21 protein-coding genes are annotated in these 20,779 nt (G+C 71.2%); 10 read left to right on the top strand and 11 right to left on the bottom strand.

What is annotated here, in order from left to right:
• Nucleotide 1: 1 nt before the first annotated feature.
• Together ACFQO7_RS30765 and ACFQO7_RS30760 are read right to left on the bottom strand one after the other, a co-directional pair.
• Nucleotides 2-496, bottom strand: coding sequence for a hypothetical protein (locus tag ACFQO7_RS30765; protein ID WP_376809664.1), 495 nt, complete (start codon nt 494-496; stop codon nt 2-4).
• A gap of 222 nt (nt 497-718) precedes the next feature.
• Nucleotides 719-1,645, bottom strand: a complete 927-nt coding sequence (locus ACFQO7_RS30760) for a LysR family transcriptional regulator (protein WP_376809663.1) — start codon at nt 1,643-1,645, stop codon at nt 719-721.
• A 94-nt stretch (nt 1,646-1,739) separates the two neighbouring features.
• On the opposite strand from ACFQO7_RS30760, the gene ACFQO7_RS30755 reads away from it, so the two are divergent.
• Nucleotides 1,740-2,921, top strand: coding sequence for a DMT family transporter (locus tag ACFQO7_RS30755; RefSeq protein WP_376809662.1), 1,182 nt, complete (start codon nt 1,740-1,742; stop codon nt 2,919-2,921).
• Nucleotides 2,881-3,417, top strand: coding sequence for a hypothetical protein (locus ACFQO7_RS30750; protein ID WP_376809661.1), 537 nt, complete (start codon nt 2,881-2,883; stop codon nt 3,415-3,417). The genes ACFQO7_RS30755 and ACFQO7_RS30750 overlap by 41 nt, the downstream gene beginning before the upstream one ends.
• 135 nt (nt 3,418-3,552) lie before the next feature.
• Here ACFQO7_RS30750 and ACFQO7_RS30745 read toward each other — a convergent pair whose 3' ends face one another.
• From ACFQO7_RS30745 to ACFQO7_RS30735, 3 genes are all read right to left on the bottom strand, one after another.
• On the bottom strand, nt 3,553-5,031 hold the full coding sequence (locus tag ACFQO7_RS30745; protein WP_376809660.1) for a saccharopine dehydrogenase NADP-binding domain-containing protein: 1,479 nt from the start codon (nt 5,029-5,031) through the stop codon (nt 3,553-3,555).
• Nucleotides 5,028-6,215 carry a type III PLP-dependent enzyme gene (locus ACFQO7_RS30740; RefSeq protein ID WP_376809659.1) on the bottom strand — a complete coding sequence of 396 codons (1,188 nt, stop codon included), beginning with the start codon at nt 6,213-6,215 and terminating at the stop codon, nt 5,028-5,030. Before ACFQO7_RS30740 ends, ACFQO7_RS30745 begins: the two co-directional genes overlap by 4 nt.
• A 216-nt stretch (nt 6,216-6,431) precedes the next feature.
• A complete protein-coding gene (locus tag ACFQO7_RS30735) occupies nt 6,432-7,970 on the bottom strand; it encodes a M28 family peptidase (RefSeq protein ID WP_417281908.1) in 1,539 nt (512 codons plus the stop codon).
• Nucleotides 7,971-8,117: 147 nt separating this feature from the next.
• On the opposite strand from ACFQO7_RS30735, the gene ACFQO7_RS30730 reads away from it, so the two are divergent.
• Nucleotides 8,118-8,570 carry an acyl-CoA thioesterase gene (locus ACFQO7_RS30730; RefSeq protein WP_376809657.1) on the top strand — a complete coding sequence of 151 codons (453 nt, stop codon included), beginning with the start codon at nt 8,118-8,120 and terminating at the stop codon, nt 8,568-8,570.
• Nucleotides 8,571-8,580: 10 nt separating this feature from the next.
• On the opposite strand, the gene ACFQO7_RS30725 is transcribed toward ACFQO7_RS30730, so the two are convergent.
• Nucleotides 8,581-8,859: a hypothetical protein gene (locus tag ACFQO7_RS30725; protein ID WP_376809656.1), complete on the bottom strand. Its 279-nt coding sequence runs from the start codon at nt 8,857-8,859 to the stop codon at nt 8,581-8,583.
• Between the two features lie 48 nt (nt 8,860-8,907).
• Here ACFQO7_RS30725 and ACFQO7_RS30720 point away from each other — a divergent pair, with 48 nt between their 5' ends.
• Nucleotides 8,908-9,495 (top strand): ester cyclase, encoded by a 588-nt coding sequence (locus ACFQO7_RS30720; protein WP_376809655.1) that lies wholly within the window; start codon nt 8,908-8,910, stop codon nt 9,493-9,495.
• 15 nt (nt 9,496-9,510) lie between these two features.
• Here the strand turns inward: ACFQO7_RS30720 and ACFQO7_RS30715 are convergent, their stop codons facing one another.
• Nucleotides 9,511-10,275, bottom strand: a complete 765-nt coding sequence (locus tag ACFQO7_RS30715) for a nucleotidyltransferase domain-containing protein (protein ID WP_376809654.1) — start codon at nt 10,273-10,275, stop codon at nt 9,511-9,513.
• Between the two features lie 215 nt (nt 10,276-10,490).
• Between ACFQO7_RS30715 and ACFQO7_RS30710 the strand changes: the two genes are divergently transcribed.
• Nucleotides 10,491-11,132: a hypothetical protein gene (locus ACFQO7_RS30710; protein WP_376809653.1), complete on the top strand. Its 642-nt coding sequence runs from the start codon at nt 10,491-10,493 to the stop codon at nt 11,130-11,132.
• A 75-nt stretch (nt 11,133-11,207) separates the two neighbouring features.
• Nucleotides 11,208-12,842 (top strand): acyl-CoA dehydrogenase family protein, encoded by a 1,635-nt coding sequence (locus tag ACFQO7_RS30705; protein WP_376809652.1) that lies wholly within the window; start codon nt 11,208-11,210, stop codon nt 12,840-12,842.
• Nucleotides 12,843-12,850: 8 nt separating this feature from the next.
• On the opposite strand, the gene ACFQO7_RS30700 is transcribed toward ACFQO7_RS30705, so the two are convergent.
• The 3 genes from ACFQO7_RS30700 to ACFQO7_RS30690 form a co-directional block, all read right to left on the bottom strand.
• The gene (locus ACFQO7_RS30700; RefSeq protein ID WP_376809651.1) at nt 12,851-13,306 is read right to left on the bottom strand and encodes a hypothetical protein; all 456 of its coding nucleotides are present in this window, start codon (nt 13,304-13,306) and stop codon (nt 12,851-12,853) included.
• A gap of 84 nt (nt 13,307-13,390) precedes the next feature.
• Nucleotides 13,391-13,726, bottom strand: coding sequence for a DUF4190 domain-containing protein (locus tag ACFQO7_RS30695; protein WP_376809650.1), 336 nt, complete (start codon nt 13,724-13,726; stop codon nt 13,391-13,393).
• A 137-nt stretch (nt 13,727-13,863) separates the two neighbouring features.
• Nucleotides 13,864-14,889: a hypothetical protein gene (locus ACFQO7_RS30690; RefSeq protein WP_376809649.1), complete on the bottom strand. Its 1,026-nt coding sequence runs from the start codon at nt 14,887-14,889 to the stop codon at nt 13,864-13,866.
• Between the two features lie 168 nt (nt 14,890-15,057).
• Here ACFQO7_RS30690 and ACFQO7_RS30685 point away from each other — a divergent pair, with 168 nt between their 5' ends.
• The 3 genes from ACFQO7_RS30685 to ACFQO7_RS30675 all read left to right on the top strand — a co-directional run bounded on the left by ACFQO7_RS30685 (nt 15,058) and on the right by ACFQO7_RS30675 (nt 19,695).
• The gene (locus ACFQO7_RS30685) at nt 15,058-15,789 is read left to right on the top strand and encodes a Type 1 glutamine amidotransferase-like domain-containing protein (protein ID WP_376809698.1); all 732 of its coding nucleotides are present in this window, start codon (nt 15,058-15,060) and stop codon (nt 15,787-15,789) included.
• Nucleotides 15,790-16,014: 225 nt separating this feature from the next.
• Nucleotides 16,015-18,768 carry a carbohydrate binding domain-containing protein gene (locus ACFQO7_RS30680; protein ID WP_376809648.1) on the top strand — a complete coding sequence of 918 codons (2,754 nt, stop codon included), beginning with the start codon at nt 16,015-16,017 and terminating at the stop codon, nt 18,766-18,768.
• A gap of 258 nt (nt 18,769-19,026) precedes the next feature.
• The gene (locus ACFQO7_RS30675; protein ID WP_376809647.1) at nt 19,027-19,695 is read left to right on the top strand and encodes an ImmA/IrrE family metallo-endopeptidase; all 669 of its coding nucleotides are present in this window, start codon (nt 19,027-19,029) and stop codon (nt 19,693-19,695) included.
• On the opposite strand, the gene ACFQO7_RS30670 is transcribed toward ACFQO7_RS30675, so the two are convergent.
• Entirely contained in the window at nt 19,656-20,105 is a 450-nt protein-coding gene (locus tag ACFQO7_RS30670; protein WP_376809646.1) for an NUDIX hydrolase, read from the bottom strand. The genes ACFQO7_RS30675 and ACFQO7_RS30670 overlap by 40 nt on opposite strands.
• Nucleotides 20,106-20,186: 81 nt before the next feature.
• Here ACFQO7_RS30670 and ACFQO7_RS30665 point away from each other — a divergent pair, with 81 nt between their 5' ends.
• Entirely contained in the window at nt 20,187-20,687 is a 501-nt protein-coding gene (locus ACFQO7_RS30665) for a hypothetical protein (RefSeq protein ID WP_376809645.1), read from the top strand.
• The last annotated feature ends 92 nt before the right edge of the window (nt 20,688-20,779 follow it).

Below are 20,779 nucleotides of genomic sequence, written 5' to 3'. Positions count from 1 at the left end.
GTCAGCAGCCGCAGGTGTAGTACAGGATGTCCCAGTGGTTGCCCTCGTCGGTGTAGAGGTTGCCCGCGCCGGAGCGGTACTGGTAGCCCCAGCCGGAGATGTAGCCGACGTAGGTGAAGTTGTTCTTGATGTAGTTGCCGATGCAGGTGTACTTGCTGATGTCGAGCTTGTAGCCGTTCCAGTGGCTGTACGTGCCGGAGGAGTGGCCGGCCTCGGTGCCCGCGGTGATGTTGATGGCGCAGCCGCTGGCGCTCTTCAGCGTCTTGATGCCGGTGATCGTCACCTGGCGGACGTTGGTGAACGAGGTGCACGTGGAGTTGTTGCGGTCGCTGCAGTTGCCGCTGGACGACCAGGTGATCCCGGCGGCGCGCAGCTGGGCGGCGGCCTCGGAGTGGGTGAGGAACGTCGCGGCGTGCGCCGGGCTGGCAAAGGCCAGCACGGACGCGATGACACCGGCCGCGACCACGGCAAGGGCCCGGGGTACGAAGCGGGACATGGGGGTGCTCCTGAGGGGTGTTGGAGTTATTTGCCGTCCGCTGCGCAGCGATGGGAAGATTTTTACCATACATAGAAGAGTGACGCTAGACGGCAAAGTGTCACATCGGCCGTCGTCATCCGGTGTGGACGGCGACACCCGCGCTCGTCCGATCGAGCCACTCACCTAGCAGCCTAGGACGGGCCACAGGTGGTGTCGCGCGCCACGAAGCCGCGGCGACGGTCAGCCGGTCCGGGCCCGCATCGCCCGGTCCAGCTCGCGCATCCGGGCGGTGACCAGGTCGACGACGACGCGGCTGGCGGGGGACAGCTCGCCCTCGCGGTGCACCACGGCGAACGTCTCGTACATCGCCGGGCGCAGCGGGGCCCAGCCGAGCCCGGCGGGCAGCCGGTCGCCGAGGCCGTGCAGCACGCCGCGCCAGGTGACGGTGTCGGCCAGCCCGCGGGCCGCGATCTCCAGCGCCGTCTCGGTGTCCTCGACCTCGATCCGCGGGCGCAGCGGGTGGCCGGTGCGCTGCACCGCCTGGGCGAGCTGGCGGCGGGTGGTGTCGGTCTCGCGCCAGCTCGCGTCGGGCAGCACGAGCTGGGCCGCGGCCAGGTCACTCGGGGTGATCCGGGCGTGCAGCCGGGCCGGGTCGGCGCTGACGTACACCAGCTCGTCGCGCAGCACCGGGGTCACGACCATGTTCTCGTCCTCGACCGGCAGCGCGATCACCGCCGCCTCCAGCCGGCCCTTGCGCAGGTGCTCCAGGACCTCGGCGGAGTTCTGCCCGACCAGCTCGACCCGCACGCCCGGGTGCCGCTGCAGCACGTCGGCGACGAGATCGGCGGTGAGGTAGAACCGGGCGGTGCGGAACAGCCCGAAGCGCACCGTGCCGGTCAGCAGCTCGCGCACCGAGGCGACGGCCCGCCCTGCCTCGGCGACGGCGGCCAGCGCCGCGGAGGCGTGCGGCTGGAGGGCGCGGGCCGCCTCCGTCGGCACCAGGCCGCGCCCGACCCGCCGGAACAGGGTCGTGTCGAGCTGCTGCTCCAGCAGCCGGACCTGCTCGGAGATCGAGGGCTGGGCGTAGCCGAGCGCGCCCGCCGCGGCGGTGAACGAGCCGTGCTCCAGGGTGGCCAGGAAGCAGCGGAGCTGATGCAGGGACAGCACGATACGGCCTCGGACGATCTATAGGAATTACCTGTGGGCAACGCTGGAAACCAAGGCTACCTCGATGGCTGAATCCGACCTACCGTTCTGTTCCATGACCGCCACCGTCTCCGCGCCCGCCCCCGTGGGCACGCCGCCAGCCCGTTCCGCCCGGCGCGGCGCCGTCCTGGTGCTCGTCTCCGCGACCGGGTTCGGCATGTCGGCGGTGTTCGCCAAGCAGGCGTACGCGGCCGGTTTCAACGTGCCGACCATGCTGTCCGGCCGGTTCGCGCTCGCCGCCGTGCTGCTGTGGGCCGTGGTGGCGTGGCGGCGCGCGCCGCTGCCCCGGGGCCGGGCCCTGGCCGTCTGCGTCGGGCTGGGCGCGCTCGGTTACGCGCTGCAGGCGGGCTTCTACTTCGGGGCGCTGGCCCAGATCGACGCCTCGCTGACCGCGCTGCTGCTGTACGCGTACCCCGCGCTGGTGACCGTGCTCGCGATCGCGCTGCGCCGGGAACGCCCGGACCGCCGCCGGCTGGCCGCGCTGGGCTGCTCGGCCGTGGGCATGCTGCTGATGCTCGGCGCGGGCGGGGTCGGCGGCTCGGCCGCCACCGGGGGAGTGCTGCTGGCGCTGGGCGCCGCGGTGGCGTACGCCCTCTATCTGACCGTCTCCGCCGGCCTGCCCTCCGGCCTGGACATCTTCGCGGTGACCGCGGTGGTGTGCACCTCCGCCGCGGTCAGCATGGTGGTCGCGGGCCTGGCCACCGGCAGCCTGCACGCGCCGGGGCAGGCCTCGGGCTGGCTGTGGATCGGGCTGCTGGCCGTGGTGTCCACCGTCGTGCCGATCGCGGGCATGTTCGTCGGGGTACGCGACGTCGGCGCGTCCGCCGCCGCGATCCTGTCCTGCGCCGAGCCCGCCGTGACGGTGGCCACCACCGCCCTGGTCTACGGCGAGCGGCTGACCCCGGTGCAGGCCGCCGGCGGGCTGGCGGTGCTGGCGTCGGTCGCGGTGCTCCAGCTGCGCCGCCGGTCGGCGGGCTCGACCACCGCGGCGGTATCCTGCGACGTCCCCTCGCCGACCGCCGGAGATGAGCACGTTCGTGAGACGCCTCGCCCCCCTCGCCGTCGTGGCGGCGCTGCTCGCCGGGGGCTGCGCTCCCTCCGCCCCGGCGGCGTGGGTTCCCGCCCCGTCGGCTCCGGCCGCTCCGTCCGCGTCGACCGCCCCGTCACCCGCGGCGGCGCTCACCCCGGCGCAGAAGTTGACCGCGGTCCTCGTCACCGACGAGGTGCTGGCGGCTGAGCTGACCGAGTCCGGAACGGATCTGGAGCGCGCGTACGACGGAGAGCGCGCGCCGGGTTTCCCGGCCGGCACCGTCACCGCCTGCGGAACCCGCCCGGTCTCCGCGACCAAGGACGCCAAGCAGGTCAAGGCGCACGTGCGGGCCTGGGTCGTCAACGGCACGGTGCTCACGCAGGAGGTGCACGTGCTGCCCCGGCAGCGGGCCGAGGACGTGGTCGCCAAGGCGGCGAGCATGCTGAAGGGCTGTGCGAGCTACGCCGACCACGGCGACAGCTACCGCCGTACCGCGAGCAACAAGATCAAGCTTCCTGCCGACGTGAAAGGGGCCGCGGCCTGCTTCGCGGTCTCCGGGTCGGTCAACTGCCACGCCTACCTGGGGCGCGGTGGCGTGGTGACCACGGTGTCGAGCATGGGTACGGACCAGCGGACCGCCGAGTGGTGGCTGGAACGGATCATGACGGCTGCCGAGCACCGGCTCGAGGCGCTGCCCGCCTGATCGGCCCTGGCCCCTGCCTCCCGCACCACCGACAGACGCGCCGCGGCCCCGACCAGCCGCAGGTGGCCGGGGCCGCCGCGTTAACAAGGGCACCTTCTACAACGCAGAGCGTTGTGAAGGTGCCCTTCCTTTGCCTTAGACCAGGAAGTTGGCGAAGGCCCAGGGCTCGGAGTCGTCGCCGGTCTTCGGGCGGAAGTTGGCGAACGGCTCGTAGTGGGAGCTGCGGGGGGTCCAGTCGGTGTGGACCGACGGGACCGGGCCCAGGTAGGGGTTGGCGACGTCGAGGACGGCCTCGGGGTCGAGGTCGTCGGGGACGCACAGGCCCCGGTTCGGGTTGTTGACCATCCAGTAGACCGCGCCGAGGACCGAGGCGGCGACCTGCAGCGTGGTGGCGTTCTGGTGCGGGACCAGGGCGCGCGACTCGTCGATGCCGAGCTGCGAGCCGACCCACCAGCCGTTGAGCTCGTGGCCGAGCAGGAGCACGCCCAGCTCGTCGATGCCGCTGATGATCTCGTCGTTCATGATGCGCTGGTCGGTCTGCAGCGTGTAGCCGTTCATCTGGCACTCGTGCAGGCTGTTCAGCGCGGCGTCGGACGGCTGGTACGCGTAGTGCACGGTGGGGCGGTAGACCGCCTTGCCGTCCTCCCACACGGTCAGGTGGTCGCTGATGGTGAACGCCTCGCCGTGGCGCACGACCATGCCGATGATGGGGCCGCCCAGCGGCACCCAGGAGCGGACCTTGGTGGTGATGCCGGTCTGGGCGAGGCAGATCTGGTTCTGCGGACCCGACTCGTGGGTGTACGCGTGCTCGGGCAGCGTGGGCTCGTGGGTGCCCCAGCCCATCTCGGCGGGCGCGATGCCCTCCTCGTAGAAGCCCTCGACGGACCAGGTGTTGACGAACTCGCCGACCTGCTTGGGCTTGTCGCTGACCTGGGTGTCGCGCTCGGAGATGTGGATCACCTTGGTGCCGGTGAGCATGCCCAGCGCCGCGAAGTCGCGGCCGGCCAGGGCCTCCTCGAGCTTGGCCTTGCGGGCCGGGTCGAGCGGCTTGGGCAGGCGCTCGGGCTCCTTGAGCATCGCGGTGGCGATGTCCATCAGGGCGATCTTGGCCCAGTGGCTGACCAGGCCGGGGTTCGCGCCGTGCTCGACGATGGCCGTCGGGCCGTCGGACTTCCAGCCCTTCGCGCGCTCGCGCAGCTTCATGTGCCGGGCGTACAGCGTGCGCGACTGCGGGGTGGCGTTGAGCTGGTCGGCGTACGGGTCCCACTCCTCGACGGAGGTGTCGACGTAGAGGGTGCCGTGGCGCTGGCACCAGTCGATGATCACGCCGGTGTCGATGTTCCACGCCAGGTTGATCAGGACGTCACCCTCGCCGACGTACTCGGCGAGCTTGGTCTCGATGTTCTCCGGGGTGATGCGCTCACGGACGTAGGTGGCCCCGGCCGAGACGGCGTCGGCGGCGGTGTGGGCCAGGTCCTCGAAGTCCATGATCGTCAGGCGCGTGAAGTCCATGTCGACGTGGCGCAGCAGCAGGGGCTGCAGGCACTGCGACACCGAGCCGCTGCCGAGCAGGAGGATGCGGCCGGTGAAGGCCAGCTTGGGGATCGTCGTCACGCGCTGTCTCCGATACAAAACGTTGCTAAAGGTGCAAAGCCGTTGAATCCAACGGAAGAATACGTGGTCGTGTAGGCGCCGGTGCCGAGGATGTCGACGTAGTCGCCGGGCTCCAGGTCCAGCGGCAGCCGGTACGGCGCCTTCTCGTAGAGGATGTCGACGCTGTCGCAGGTCGGCCCGGCGAGCACGACCGGACCGGTCGGCTCCCCGTCGCGAGAGGTGACCAGGCGGTACTGGATCGCCTCGCCCTCCGTCTCGGCCAGCCCGCCGAAGCGCCCGATGTCCAGGTAGACCCATCGGTGGTCGTCGTCGTAGGACTTCTGGGACACGAGCACGACCTGTGCCCGCAGCACTCCCGTGTCGGCCGCGATGAAGCGGCCGGGTTCGATCGCCAGCGTCGGCCGGTACGGGCCGAAGTGCCGCTCGACCGCCGAGTTGATCGCCTCGGCGTACGCCTCGATCGGCTCGACCGGCACCTGGTATCCCGTGGGGAAGCCGCCGCCGCAGTTGAGCAGCGTCAGGTGGATGCCGTGCTCGGCCACCTCGCGGAAGACCTGGGCGGCCTGCGCGATGCTGGGATCCCAGCGGGTGGGGTCGAGCTGCTGCGAGCCGACGTGGAACGACACCCCGATCGGTCGCAGGCCGAGTTCTCGGGCCTGGACCAGCAGCGACACCGCCATGTCCGGGGAGCACCCGAACTTGCGGCTCAACGGCCACTGCGCGCCCGCGCTGCCGGCCAGCAGGCGGCAGAACACCGCGGAGCCGGGGGCGTTCGCGGCGAGTTTGCGCAGCTCCGCTTCGCTGTCGAAGACGAACATGCGGACACCGCGATCGTAGGCGTAGCGGATGTCCGACGACTTCTTGATCGTGTTGCCGTACGACAGTCTGCTCGGATCGGCGCCTTCGGAGAGGCAGAGATCGATCTCGGCGGGGCTCGCCACGTCGAACGAGGAGCCGAGCTGGGCGAGTTGCCTGATCAGCTTCGGCTGGGGGTTGGCCTTCACCGCGTAGAAGACGGTCGTCTCGCGGAAGGCGCCGGTCAGGCGGCGGAACTGCTGCGCCGCGACCTTCAGATCAATGACCAGGTAGGGAGTCTCGCGCTGGTCGGAGTCGAGGAAGTCCTGGATCTCGCGGTTTCCTGCCGCGATCATGGTGACCAGGGTCTTGCCGTTGGTCATCGCCATCGTCTCGCTAATCCTCCAGTGAAAATGGTGAATGCGGCCCGTTTGGTTGCCGACGGTGGAGTCTAGGGCCAAATGGTGAACGGACCCCCATGGGGATGCCACGACGCACTGTGTTCATGCTCATACCCCGAGTGGGTGACGGCCGGCCCGGGACGTGTTCCGGGCCCCACCTACGCCGCCGAACAGCGCAGGTGGGGCCCGGTTGATCGAGCAAGGTCAGGAAACGGTGATCTTGACGTCGTCGACTCCGGCCTCGACGAGGCTCGCCGTGGAGGCGTCGGCGGCGGAGATCAGGATCCGCACCGACTGGCCGGCGTACGCCGAGATGTTCCAGGTGCCCGACGCCCACGAGCCGTTGCGGTTGCTGGCCGCGCCGGCCTGGGTGAACAGCGTCGTGGTGCCGCCGCTGTGCACGATGGACACCCGGAAGTAGTCGGCGCTGGAGGAGTTCGAGCCGTGCGCCAGGTACCAGTTCAGCGACAGGTTGATCGTGCCACTGGCCGGCAGGGTCACCGCCGGGGAGCGCACGCTGCTCACGCCGCCGTCGAGGTCGTAGTCACCCGCGGCGGTGCCCGCCAGCCGCCCGGTGACCAGGTCGTTGGACCCCGAGACGGTGGTGCCGAGCTGCTTGGCGCCGCTGGAGTTGGTGTCGGCGGGGTCGCCGCGCTCCCAGGCGCCGGTGGTGGCGGTGTCGGTGGCGTTCGGGTTGGTGGTCCAACCGGTCGCCGTCTCGAACGTGTCGGTCCACACCGTGGTGGCCGGGGTGCCGGTGGCCAGCGTCCACAGGGCGTACGCGGCGGCGTCGCCGGCCCGGTTCAGGATCGTGTCGTTGATGTTCGACGGGTACGTGTCGCACGACGCGTGGTAACAGGGGTCGTAGTCCCCGGTGGTGCCGCCCCACTTGGTGACCTGCGCCGAGGTCTTGTTGGCGCTCGCGCCGGCCGCCACGCCCGAGGTCTGGATGCCGACCGCGTTGAACGACGCGTCGTCGGAGCGGCCCGCGCCCTCGACGTTCTCCTCCGGGTTCAGGCCCGGGAAGTTCGTGTCGTAGTACGCCTTCAGGACCTGCCCGATGCTGGAGGTGATCCGGTTGATGAAGTAGCCGCCGTTGGTCGAGGCGACCATGTCGAAGTTGAAGTAGCCCTTGATCTTGGTGCGCTCCGCCGACGGCAGGCTGTTGGCGTAGAACTCCGAGCCGTTGAGGCCCTGCTCCTCATCGGTCCAGAAGCCGAACCGCACGTGGTTGAGCATCGACGGGTTGGTCGCCGCCAGGGTCAGCGCGATCTCCAGCACGGTGGAGGAGCCCGACGCGTTATCGTTGATGCCGGGGCCCGCCGCGACGCCGTCCAGGTGCGCGCCGAACATGTAGACCGTGTTGGCGTCGCCGCCCGGCCAGTCCGCGATCACGTTCGGGCCGGCCCCGCTGGTGCAGCCGGAGGTGCAGTTCTGCTTGACCACGGAGAAGCCCGCCGCGACCAGCTTGTTGTAGACGTAGTTCACCGACGCCGTGTAGCCCGCGGTGTTCGAGCGGCGGTTGCCGCCGTTGCTGCTGGCGATGGTCTGGAACTGCTGCAGGTGCGCCTTCACGTTGGTCAGCGAGATGTCCGGCGCGGCCAGGGCGAGTGCCGCGGCCCGCGCGGCGACGGGCGCCGGGGCGGCGGTGGCGGCCGTGGGCGCGGCCAGCGCGGCTCCCGCCAGGGCGAGCGCGAGCAGGGCGCGTGTTGCTGCGTAGGGTCGCAAGGCCTGACTCCTCAGGGGATCACGGGGTGTGCCGGGGGTTACCGGCAGGCGCAGACTAGCCATCGAACTGATGAATGCGAATAGATGGACGTACCGGTTGACCGTTCCGTGACCTGTGGTCCGCAGACGACTTATCGATCGTTCAGTTACGCTGGACCGCGCATGATCGTCATGGCGGAGGGGCGTGCGATGGCCGAGCCGGTGCTGACCTACCGGGGCGCGGTGTACCCGTGGCACTGCGACCACATGGGGCACATGAACGTCATGTGGTACGTCGGCAAGTTCGACGAGGCGACGTGGAACCTGTTCAGCACGCTGGGCCTCACCCCGGACTACCTCCGGTCGGCCTCGCGCGGCATGGTCGCGGTGGAGCAGCACATCGTGTACCAACGCGAAGTCTTCGCCGGCGACACGGTCACCGTGCACTCTGAGCTGCTGGAAGTTCGCGACAAGGTGGTTCGCTTCCGGCACACGATGACCAACGCGTCCGGTGAGACCGTCGCGGTCACCACGCTGACCGGGGTGCACCTGGACACCGCGCACCGCCGCTCGTGCCCGATGCCGGCCGAGATCCTCGCCGCGGCCCGCGAACTGCTGTCCGCCGAGGACGAGTGAGCGCGGCCGCTCAGGTGAGCGCGGCCACGGCCGTACGGTGCAGGACCTGCTCGGCCCGGTCCCAGGACCAGCCGTTCTCGACCACCAGCGTGTGCCAGCCGGTGGGGCCGAACCACAGCCACAGCAGGTCGGACGTCTCCTCCACTGAGTAGCGGTGCGGCGGCGGGCTCACCTCGCGCAGGTGGCGGGCGACGTCGTGCAGCGCACCGCGGTAGGCGGCCGTGGCCCGCTCCCACAGCGCCTGCCCGTTCTCGTGCACCGGCAGCGCCTTGTGGATCGCCTCGTGCACCTTTGCCAGGGCGGTGGGGCTCTGTGCCGACCGAGGGGGAGAAAGACGATGACCATGGTGTACGAGGACCTGGCGGTGGCCCTGTTCCGCATCCTGGAGACGGGCGATCCCGAGCTGGCGGCCCAGGTGGTCGCCCCTGACAACCACAACCGTGAGGCCGCCGTCGCGCCCGCCGCATGCTCGATCCCCGGCCCGGCCGGGACCCTGGCCTCAGGCGCCTGGCTGCGTTCGGCCTTCAGCGACCTGCGCTTCCCCGTGCTCGGCGTGGCCCGCAACGACCACCAGGTCTGGCTCCGGCTGCGGATGCGCGGACGGCACACCGGCCCGTTCGTGCGCTTCCGGGACGGCGCGCTCGACCAGGCCATCCCGCCCACGGGGCGCGACGTCGACTTCGAGCAGGTGCACCTGCTCGACATCCGCGACGGCCAGGTCGTCCGGCACGAGGCGCTGCGCGACGACCTGACCATGCTCGGCCAGCTCGGCGTCTTCCCGCCGACGCCCGCCGTCGCACTGCGTATGGCCGCGTGGAAGGTCTCCGGCCGCGCGGCCCGCGCCGCCGACCGGGTCACCGCCCTGGCCGCCGAAGCCGCCGGCCTCGCACCCACCCACCGCACCGCCGCCCACCGCCGCGCCTGACCGGCCGCGGCCCGGTCAGGTCGCCCAGCGGGTGCGGGCGTCGGTGACGACGTCGGTGACGAGGCTGAGCGAGGCGAGGCCGTCGGCGGCGGTGAACGGCTCGTCGCCGCCCGCGCGGGAACGCACCACGCGTTCGCACAGCTGCGCCCACTGCGGCAGCACCTCGGCGGTGTGGTGCGCCCCGCCCGTCTTCGTGGTCACCTCGCCGGTGGCCAGCGTGTAGTGCAGCCGCCCCGGTCCCGTCACCGCCCACACCACCGGGTCCGGCGGAATCGCCAGGTCCGAGGGCAGCGCCGCGAACTGCGGGGTGGCCCGATCGGCGAAGCCCGCCCAGTAGCCGGACAGGTTGTCCAGCAGCCACCGGCGCAGCACGTCGGAGTCGAGTGCCACCTCGGGCCGCTCGCCCAGGATCGGCAGGCCGTGGCGGGCCACTTCGAGCCAGGTCACCGGGTTGAGCTGCCCACCGGCCTTCGCCGGCTGGAAGTCGCCCGCCAGGATCTGCGGCGCGGTGTCGCCGTCGACCGGGGCGGCGGCCAGCTGCGCGCGGGTCAGGTAGATGCCGTCGTAGTCCGGGCCGGGCATCGCGTCGGGCAGCGACAGGTGCACCTTGCCCAGCGCGGCCAGCTCGGCCGACGTCGGCTCCCGGTCCATCACCGCCACGAAGTCGATGTCGCTGCGCCCCGGCCAGTAGTCGCCCAGCGGCACCGACCCGGTGACGAACAGCCCCGTCACCAGCCCCCGCACCCGCTCGTCGAGCGCCCGCACATGCGCCGCCGTCACCCACAGCTCCTCAAGCACCCGCCGAGTATCCCCGCCCCCTCGTCCGGCTCGCCGTCCGGCCGTCCTTGATCGTCGGAATTGCCCGGCACTCGTGCGTATCTTGAAGGCCCATTCGCGCAGGTGCCAGCTCAGTCGAGTGACCTTGGTGCGATCGGCGCCCGCGCCGACGTCCGGTGGGGGTGACGGGAGGGGTGGGGCCGCCTAGGCTGTCGCGAATGGCGGATGGCGAGCGTCGATCGGTGCGCCGGTTCTCCCGGCTGCTCAGCCCGGCCGGGCTGGTGCTGGCCGGGCTGCTGTTCCTGGCCCCGTTCCTGACCGTGTCCTGCGACGCCCCCGGCGGTTACGGCCGGGCCGCGTCGGGCGGCACGACCACGTACACCGGCTGGGACCTGGCCACCGGCGGCACCCCCGACGTCACCGCGGACAAGCTGCTGCCACCCGAGCAGCGGCGCAGCGACGTGCTCGCCCCGCAGCCGCTGGCCGGCACGGTGCTGGTGCTGCTGGTGATCGGTGTGCTCGTCACGGTCGGCGTCGGCCGGGCGCGCACCCGCCGGGGTGTGGTCGCCGCGCTCGCCGCGATCGCGGCGCTGTTCCTGCTGGTCAACCAGGCCACGGTCCGGGTGCTGGTGGAGGAGCGGCTGCGCGAGCAGCTGACCGGGCCGCTGCCGGACGGCAAGGAGATCGGCGACTTCGTACACGACCAGGGCGGGTTCGGGTTCGCGCTGCTGGCGCTGGTGCTGGTGGCGCTGGGCAACCTGGCGGGCTGGGTGCGCCTGCTGCGCGCCCCCGGCGGCATGACGGCCGCGTCCTCCGCGCCCGGCGGGCCGGCCCCGACGGCGCCGCTGCCGGAGGCCTGAGCGCCCAGACCTGCTCCGCGACGGCGTGCGCGCGGAGGGCTAACGCTCGTTCAGCCGATGCGGCAGGATGTGGGGATGGCCGCCACCCACGAGGTTTTCAACCAGGTGCCGCCACTGGCCGGACACGACGTCGCCGCCGACCCGGCGCTGCTGGCCGCGACGGCCCGCGAAGGCGCGGCCTGGTTTCTCGACGGCCTGCGCCGGCTCGGCCGGCTCGCGGGCACCGAGCAGGCCCAGCGCTGGGGCGACGAGGCCAACCGGCACACCCCCGTGCTGCGCACCCACGACCGGTACGGCAACCGCGTCGACGAGGTCGACTTCCACCCGTCGTGGCACGAGCTGATGCGCGTCGCCGTCGGCGAAGGGCTCGCCGGCGGGCCCTGGGCCGACCCGCAGCCGGGCGCGCACGTGGCCCGCGCCGCCGGGCTGCTGGTGTGGAGCGTCGTCGAGCAGGGCCACACCTGCCCGATCTCGATGACGTACGCCGCCGTGCCCGCGCTGCGCCACCAGCCCGACCTCGCCGCGCGCTTCGAACCGCTGCTGACCGGCCGGGTGTACGACCCGGGCCTGCGCGCGCCGGAGGGCAAGGCCGGGCTGCTCGCCGGCATGGGCATGACCGAGAAGCAGGGCGGCTCGGACGTACGCGCGAACACCACCACCGCAACCCCCGCCGGGGACGGCACGTGGCTGCTGCGCGGGCACAAGTGGTTCACCAGCGCGCCCATGAACGACCTGTTCCTCGTGCTCGCCCAGGCACCCGGCGGCCTGTCCTGCTTCCTGGTGCCGCGCGTGCTGCCCGACGGCACCCGCAACACCTTCCGCATCCAGCGGCTCAAGGACAAACTCGGCAACCGCAGCAACGCCAGCGGCGAACCTGAGTTCGACGACACCGTCGCCTGGCTCGTCGGCGAGCAGGGCAGAGGCGTGGCCGTCATCATCGAGATGGTGTCGCTGACCCGGCTCGACTCGAGCCTCGGCTCGGCCGCCGGGATGCGGGCCGCGCTTTCGCAGGCCGTGCACCATGCCCGGCACCGGCGCGCGTTCGGCGGCCCGCTGCTGGACAAGCCGCTGATGCGCAACGTGCTGGCCGACCTGGCGATCGAGTCCGAGGCCGCCACGACGCTGGTCATGCGGGTGGCGGGCGCGGTCGACCGGGCCGCCCGCGGCGACCACGGCGAGCAGGAGTTCGCCCGGCTGGCCACCGCGCTGGCCAAGTACTGGGTGTGCAAGCGGCAGCCGGCGATGGTCGCCGAGGCCCTGGAATGCCTGGGCGGCAACGGCTACACCGAGGACTCCGGCATGCCGAGGCTGTATCGCGAGGCGCCGCTGAACGGGATCTGGGAGGGCTCCGGCAACGTCAACGCCCTCGACGTGCTGCGGGCGCTGGCCCGCGAACCGCAGAGTCTCGCCGCGTACGAGCAGGAGATCGCGGCCGGCCTGGGCGGCGACGCCCGGCTCGATCAGGCCTGGCAGGAGCTGCGCAAGGAACTCGCCGACCCGGCCGACGCCGAGCTGCGCGCCCGGCGCACCGTCGAGCGTCTGGCGCTGGTGCTGCAGGGTTCGCTGCTGGTCCGGCACGCGCCCGCCGCGGTCGCCGACGCGTTCTGCGCCTCGCGGCTGGCCGGCGACCGGGGCCTCGCCTTCGGCACCCTGCCGGCCGGGCTCGACCTGGCGGCGATCCTGGACCGGGTGCCGCCGGTCGGACCGTGAAACCGGGGTCAGACGGCTCCGGCGAACAGGGCCACCACCCCGCCGAGGACCGCGATCCAGTGCGCGGCCAGCAGCGGTGCGGTCAGCATGACCTCGCCGTCCGCGGTGTTGTAGACACCCCTGTTGCCCTGCGGCAGCCGAGCGCGGTCCTCGGTGGACAGGGCGAACTCGGCGAACAGCGCCTCCGCGCGGCGGCGGTGCGTCTCGACCTCCGACCGGACCACCATCACCACCGCGACGCCCAGCCCGCCCAGCAGCACCAGGATCACGCCCGCCAGGATGCTCGCGCCGTCGGCCGCGGACCGCAGCCGCGACGGCTCGGCGGCCTCGGCGACCAGCAGCAGCCCGCACAGCGTGACCGCCGCGGCCAGGCAGGCGGCGCTCCAGGTCACGGCGAGGCGCAGGCGGTGGCGGATCTGCTCCCGCTCCTCCTGCCAGAGGCGCAGATTCAGCTCGTACTCCACGGCGGGCGCTCCTTCGTCACTCGGTGAAGCGCCACCGTAGCCTCTCGCCCGCGGACGCGCTGCCCGCTCCGCGGCGACCTCCGGTCAGGACGCGACGCCGACCGTGGTGGCGCTGGTCAGGCCGAACATGCCGAACATCAGCCCGGCCACGACGCACCAGACCAGGAAGAAGGCCAGGAACAGGCCGGTCAGCACCCAGCCGACGATGACACCGGCGTTGGCCAGTTCGACGCCGCGCTCGCCGGAGGCGGCGATCTGCTTCTTCGCCTGGTTGCCGAAGTAGATGCCCAGCGGGGGCAGGACGAAGATGCCCAGCACCAGCGACAGGATCGCGTAGGTGTTGTAAGGCGGCTGCGGCGGGTAGTACGGGTACGGCGGCTGCTGCGGTGGCGGAACCTTCGCCTGCTGGTCGTCGCTCATGGCGGCCCTCCTCGGTCTCTGCCCTGGAGGCTAGGCCACGCACGCCACCGGCCGTCGTGGCAGCACGACGGCCGGTGGGCGTTAAGAAGAGCCGCTACTCGTCTCGCTGACGCGAGCCGACGATGCCCTTCCTTCGGTTAGGGCAGGGACTGCCAGTCGTGCTGGTAGCCCTGGTAGAGCCAGGTGCGGGTGGTGCCGGTGCGGCGGGCCACCCAGGCGACGCTGTTGCGGCCGCTGGTGACCAGCATGGTGGTGCCGCCGGCGGGGGACGGGACGGCGCTGTACTCGCCGCTGGCCCCCACCTGGGTCTGGCTGCCGAACGGGTCGGAGACCAGGGCCGACATGGTGTGGATGTAGCTGATCTGCGGATCGGCCTCGTAGCGCGGCCGGGTCTGCTGAGTCCACATGATGCGCGAGGAGTCGGCGGTGAACGCGGGGATGGTGGCGAAACCGTCCAGATCCGCACCGCCGCCGCCGAACGCGGCCACCCAGACCTCGGTCCAGGTGGTGAGGTCGATCATGCCGAGGCAGTCGTCGAAGACCGCGAAGCACTCGCCGTTCGGGTAGGCGATGTAACGGCCGTCCGGCGACCAGGCGACCGCCAGCGAATCCTTGGCGGCGTGCCAGGTGGTCGGCGCGGCAGCCGCCACGATGCCCTGGCTCTTCTTCGGCAGCCGGTCGGCGATCCGCTGCGCGGCCGGGCTCAGCGGCGCGTCCACCTTCACCTTCTGCACCGTGGCCGACGCCTTGGCCGACTCCGAGGCCGGGCCGAAGTAGGCGATGAAGACCGTCGGCGCGAAGGTCCCCTGCGCGTACGCCAGGCGGTTGCCGTCGGGCGACCACGCCGCGGCGCCCACGACGGCCCCGGACGTGATCTGCTGCGTGGCGTGGAAGGCGTGGTCGTAGGTGGAGTAGATGCCCACCCACAGGTTGCCGTCCTTGAGGACGGCCATGTTGTCGGAGTACGGCCGCCAGCGCGGCCACTCGTAGCCGCCGCCCGTGGTGGCCTGCCAGACGGTCCCGCCCGGCTCGGCGACGAACAGGTTGCCGCCGCGGATGAACGCGACGTTGCCCGGTGTGCCCGGAGCGACGGCCGCGGCCGGCGACACCGGCATCAACGTCGCGGCGGCCACCAGGCACAGCCCGACTGCCAACTTGCGCATTCTTCCCATAGCTTCCCCTGACTATTGGAACGGAACGTGAGGCGATCCTATGAACCAAGTCGACATCAGACTGTCCCGAACACGATTCGTGTTCTGTATCGGACAGACAGTAGCTATCGCGGAGCGGAGTCCTGACGGGTCGAAGTACCCCGGCCGTGGAATGATCGGCTGATGGCCCGCCCACCGCAGATCTTCGCCGCGTCCGGACTGCTGCGCCTGCCGCCGGGCGCCGCACCGCGCAAGCGCAGCCTGCTGCTGGAGCACGCGGTCTCGCTGACCGGGGTGCGCCGGGCCCGGATCTGCTACGTGCCGACCGCCGTCGGGGATGATCCCGCCGCGATCGCCGCGTTCGGCCAGGCCTTCGACGACTCGGGACACACGGTCACCCATCTGCGGCTGTTTCCCCAGCCCAACCACGCCGACGTGCGGGCGCACCTGCTGGCGCAGGACCTGATCTGGGTGAGCGGCGGCAGCGTGGTCAACCTGCTGGCGGTGTGGCGCGCCCACCGGCTCGACGCGGTCATGCGCGAGGCGTGGGAGGCCGGAGTGGTGCTCGGCGGCGGCAGTGCGGGCAGCATCTGCTGGCACGTGGGCGGCAGCACCGACTCCTTCTCCGACGACCTCGACCCGGTCACCGACGCGCTGGCGTTCCTGCCGTACGGCAACGGCGTGCATCACGACTTCCCCGGCCAGCCCCGCCGCGCCCGGTTCCACGAGTACGTCGGCAGCGGCCTGCTGCCCGCGGGCTACGCCACCGACGACGGCACCGGCCTGCACTACGTCGGCACCGAACTCGTCGAGGCCGTCTCCAGCGCCGAGGGCGCCGACGCGTACCACGTCGAGGCCGACGCCGCGGGCGTGGTGAGCGAGCGCCCGCTGGGGGCGCGCCTGCTGTCCTGACCCCGGTGCGGCGTACACCCGGGGATTGAAAGGAATTTCAACCGGCCTGCGGAGCAGGGTCGGCGGGTCAAGCGCGTGCCATAGATATGTGCGGCTCTTTACATGCCCGAAATCTGTTGCTAGCTTTCAGAAACTTTCAATCGCCTTGCGCAAGAACGGTGTCCGCATCCACCGAGGATGAACCGGCCTCCGTCGATGCCGCACGGCCCCGTGTGAGGAGTCGTCGTGAGCGCTCGACGTCGTGCTCGCGCCCGGTGGGGAGCAATGCTGCTCGCCCTGACCGGTCTCGTCGCGAGCCTGATCCCGCTGCTGACGCTGCCCGCGTCGGCCGCCAACACCGTCACCGTGTTCTACCGGCCGAACACCGCCTGGACCACGGTGAACATTCATTACGCGCCCAACGGTGGGTCGTGGACGGCGGTGCCGGGCGTGGCCATGGACGCCGCCTGCACCGGGTGGCGCAAGAAGACCATCGACCTGGGCACGGCGACGGGTCTGCAGGTGGTGTTCAACAACGGCTCCGGGACCTGGGACAACAACAACGGGGCCAACTACAGCCTGGGCACCGGCAACGTGACCGTCTCCGGCGGGGTGAAGGGCGCCGGCGATCCCTGCGCCACGGCCTCGCCGTCACCCATACCCTCGTCGGCGGGCAACACCGCGACCGTGTTCTACCGGCCGAACACCGCCTGGACCACCGTCAACGTCCACTATGCGCCGACCGGTGGGTCGTGGACGGCGGTGCCGGGGGTGGCCATGGACGCCGCCTGCACCGGGTGGCGCAAGAAGACCATCAGCCTGGGCACGGCGACGGGTCTGCAGGTGGTGTTCAACAACGGCTCCGGGACCTGGGACAACAACAACGGGGCCAACTACAGCCTGGGCACCGGCAACGTGACCGTCTCCGGCGGGGTGAAGGGCGTCGGCGACCCGTGCGCGACCACCTCCCCGTCACCGTCGCCGTCCAGCTCGCCCCCGGCCTCGCCGTCACCGACGCCGTCCACGTCCCCGAGCACGCCGCCGCCGACGACCACCGGCACCATGCTCGGCGGCGACCCGCGCAAGGACGCCATCTACTTCGTGATGACCGCCCGCTTCTACGACGGCGACGCGGCCAACAACCGCGGCGGCAGCCAGCACACCAAGTCCGGCAACGCCGCCAACGACGACCCGATGTTCCGCGGCGACTTCTCCGGCCTGATCCAGAAACTCGACTACATCAAGGGCCTGGGCTTCTCCGCCATCTGGATCACGCCGGTGGTGCTCAACCGGTCCGACTACGACTACCACGGCTACCACGGCTACGACTTCTTCCGGATCGACGCCCGGCTGGAGTCGCCCGGCGCGAGCTACCAGAACCTCATCGACACCGCGCACGCCAAGGGCCTGAAGATCTACCAGGACGTGGTGTACAACCACAGCTCCCGCTGGGGCGCCAAGGGCCTGTTCACGCCGACCGTGTACGGCGTGCGCGACAGCCAGTGGAGCTGGTACTACGACGTGCCCAACCCGTCGTTCACCTACGACGGCCTGTCCGTCGAGCCGGGCTCGGGCAAGAGCCACTACACCGGCGACCTGTGGTCGACGCCGGAGCCGGCAGGCAACACCTGCCGCAACTGGGGCGTGTTCAGCGGCTTCTACAGCGCCGAGGGCTACAAGGTCTACAACTGCCAGTGGCCCAGCCCGACCTCGGGCATGTTCCCGAGCAACCTGTACCACCAGTGCTGGATCGGCAACTGGGAGGGTGAGGACGCGCGCAGCTGCTGGCTGCACGAAGACCTGGCCGACTTCAACACCGAGAACCCGGCGGTGCAGCAGTACCTGATCGACGCGTACCACCGGTTCATCGACATGGGCGTCGACGGGTTCCGCATCGACACCGCGGTGCACATCCCGCGCGTGACCTGGAACCGGCGTTTCCTGCCCGCCCTGGAGCAGAAGCTGATCAGCAAGTACGGCGCGGCCAAGGCCAAGGACTTCTACGTCTTCGGCGAGGTCGCCGCGTTCGTCAACGACAAGTGGAACCGCGGCTCGGTCAACCACTCCGCCCAGTTCTTCACCTGGAAGGAGCGGGCCACCTACAGCGCCGACGACGTGACGGCGGCGATCGAGCAGTTCAACTACGAGAACAACCTCGGCACCGGCAACCAGCCCACCAGCACCAACGCGTTCCTGCAGGGCAACGTCTACCACGCGCCCGACCGCACGCAGTTCTCCGGCATGAACATCATCGACATGCGCATGCACATGAACTTCGGCGACGCGCCCAACGCCTTCTACAACGGCAAGGACAGCGACGACAGCGTCAACGACGCCACCTACAACGTGGTGTACGTCGACTCGCACGACTACGGCCCGAACAAGTCCAGCACCCGCTACGCCGGGGGCACCGACACCTGGGCCGAGAACATGTCGCTGATGTGGGCGTTCCGCGGCGTGCCCACGCTGTACTACGGCTCGGAGATCGAGTTCCAGGCCGGCAAGCAGATCGACTGCGGGCCGAGCTGCCCGCTGGCCGGCACCGGGCGCGCCTACTACGGCGCGAACGTCGAGGGCAGCGTCACCGCCCCCGACTTCGGCGTGGTCTCCTCGGCGTCCGGCGCGGTGGCGACGACCCTGAACAAGCCGCTGGTCAAGCACCTGCAGCGGCTCAACCAGATCCGCCGAGCGGTGCCCGCGCTGCAGATGGGCCAGTACTCCACCGAGGGCGTGTCCGGCCAGATGGCCTACAAGCGCCGCTACACCAGCGGCGCGGTGGACAGCTTCGCACTGGTCACCGTCTCCGGCAGCGCGACCTTCACCGGCATCCCCAACGGCGTCTACACCGACGCCGTCACCGGCACGTCGATCACCGTCACCAACGGCACCCTGACCGCCACCGCCTCCGGCAAGGGCAACCTGCGCGTCTACGTCCTCTCCCTGCCCGGCAACCCCGCCCCCGGCAAGATCGGCGCCGACACCACCTACCTCCACCCCTGAGAAAGGAAGGGCACCTTCACATCGCTCCGCGATGTAGAAGGTGCCCTTCCCCACGGCTCGCGCCTGGTGGCCGGGGATGCGCGGCCGGGAGCTGCCGGACGCGATCGCGGCAACCGTCCACCCAAACTGTACGGTCGGATTGCCGACCCTGGCACAACCGGCCTGACCAGCGCGACCAGCGCCGGACGCGGACCGTGCCCGGACGACTGCGGCCCAGACACTAGCTCATAGTGGCGCGCGCGTCGCACAATGCTGATCATGCGTTGGTTCGGTCCCCGGTGCCCCGTCAGTCCCGAGGAGGACGCCTGGGTGGCGTCGTCCCTGACGTGGCTCGTGGGCGAGTTCGGCCGCGGGCCGCTGGAGCTGCCTCCGGTGCGCCCGGCAGACCTGGTGCCCGCCGGCTACGCCGGCGGTGTGCAGGAGGCGCGCACCCTGCTCGACGCGATCTGCCTGCGGATGGGCGTCGACCCGGTGCGGGTGGAGCTGGAGCTGCACGCCGGCGAGGTGCCCGACGGGCACCTGCGGCTGCGCGACGGGCACCCGGTGATCGGCGTGGCGTTCGGCCACGCGGCCGACCCGGTGCCGCTGGTCGCGACCATCGCGCACGAGCTGGGGCACGTGCTGCTCGTCGGCGACGGGCGCGTCAAGCCCGACCAGCCCGACGCCGAGCGGCTCGCCGACCTGGTCACCGTCTACTTCGGGCTGGGCGTCTTCGGCTCCCGGGCGGCGGTGCGCTGGTCGCGCCGCCGAGCCGGGCTGACCCGGCCGCTGTACGCCTACGCGCTGGCCAACTACGCCTGGCAACGCGGCGAGAGCGCGCCGGACTGGCTCGGCGAGCTGCGCTTCGGCTCGCGCAGGCGGGTGCGGCGCGGGCTGCGGCACCTGGCCTACCGCGCGGCGGACCCGGCCTCGGCCCACTCGCTGTAGGACGCCCCGTCGCGCAGCCGCGCCAGTGCCGCGCCGGCGTAGCCGACCAGCGGCGTCGGCAGCTTGCGCAGCGAGAACCAGTGCAGGTCGGCGCACTTGTCCGGCTCGGCGTTGACCGGGCTGCCCGACCACTGCCGCACCTGGAAGAACAGGTTCAGCCGCGGCGGGGACTCGTGGTAGTGCAGCAGGTGCACGAGTTCGGCGTGCGCCGGGTCGAGGGTGAGGCCGAGCTCCTCGGCGGACTCGCGCACCAGCGCGTCCAGTGGGGACTCGCCCGCCTCCAGGTGCCCGGCCGGCAGGTGCCAGCACCCGTCGGACCAGCCCGTGTTGACGCGCAGACCCAGCAGCACGTCGTCGTCGCGCCGGAGGATCAGGTGTACCGCGACGATCGCCTGTGCCCTGTGCTTCACCTGCGCATTCTCGAACACCTGTACGATCTTCGTCAAGCGGCACGCCGCGCCGCGCGGCGGACCCGCGGTTAGGATGCCGCCATGAACACCCCCGTCACCACCGCCGCCGACACCAGCGTCAAGCCGCTGCGGCTGCTGTTCACCCTGGCGCTGCTCGGTTACGTAGCGCTCCACCTCGGTTTCCAGTTCCTGCGCTGGATCCTGCCCGCGGAGAACACGACGCTGATCTCCCGGTCGCAGTCATCCGGTTTCCTGGACCTGTTCCTCATGGCGCTTCCGCTGCTGGCCGTCCTGATCGCCACGCACCTGAGCCCGCAGCTGCCGGGCTCGAAGATCTTCGCGCTGGTCGCGCTCATCGAGTACGCCGCGGCGGTCGTGCTCGGCGGCGTCACGTTCCTGATCGGTCTGGGCGGCCTGGGCTGGGTCGACACCTTCCCGGAGACGATCGACGCGCTCGGGCACGTGGTGCTCACGATCGCCCGCCTCGGCCTGGTGGCCCTGGCCGGATACGCCGTGCTGCGGGTGTTCCTGGCCCTGGGCGGCCGCGTGACCCTGCCGTCGGCCCTCAACCCGCCCGCCTAGGCCGGGGGAGTCCGACGACGAAAGGAAGGGCACCTTCACATCGCATGGCGATGTGAAGGTGCCCTTCCTTTCGCGCTTGTGGGTGTCGCCCT

The organism is Catellatospora aurea, assembly GCF_042663325.1.
GTDB lineage: Bacteria > Actinomycetota > Actinomycetes > Mycobacteriales > Micromonosporaceae > Catellatospora > Catellatospora aurea.
This window is presented reverse-complemented; position numbering and strand designations above follow the sequence as displayed.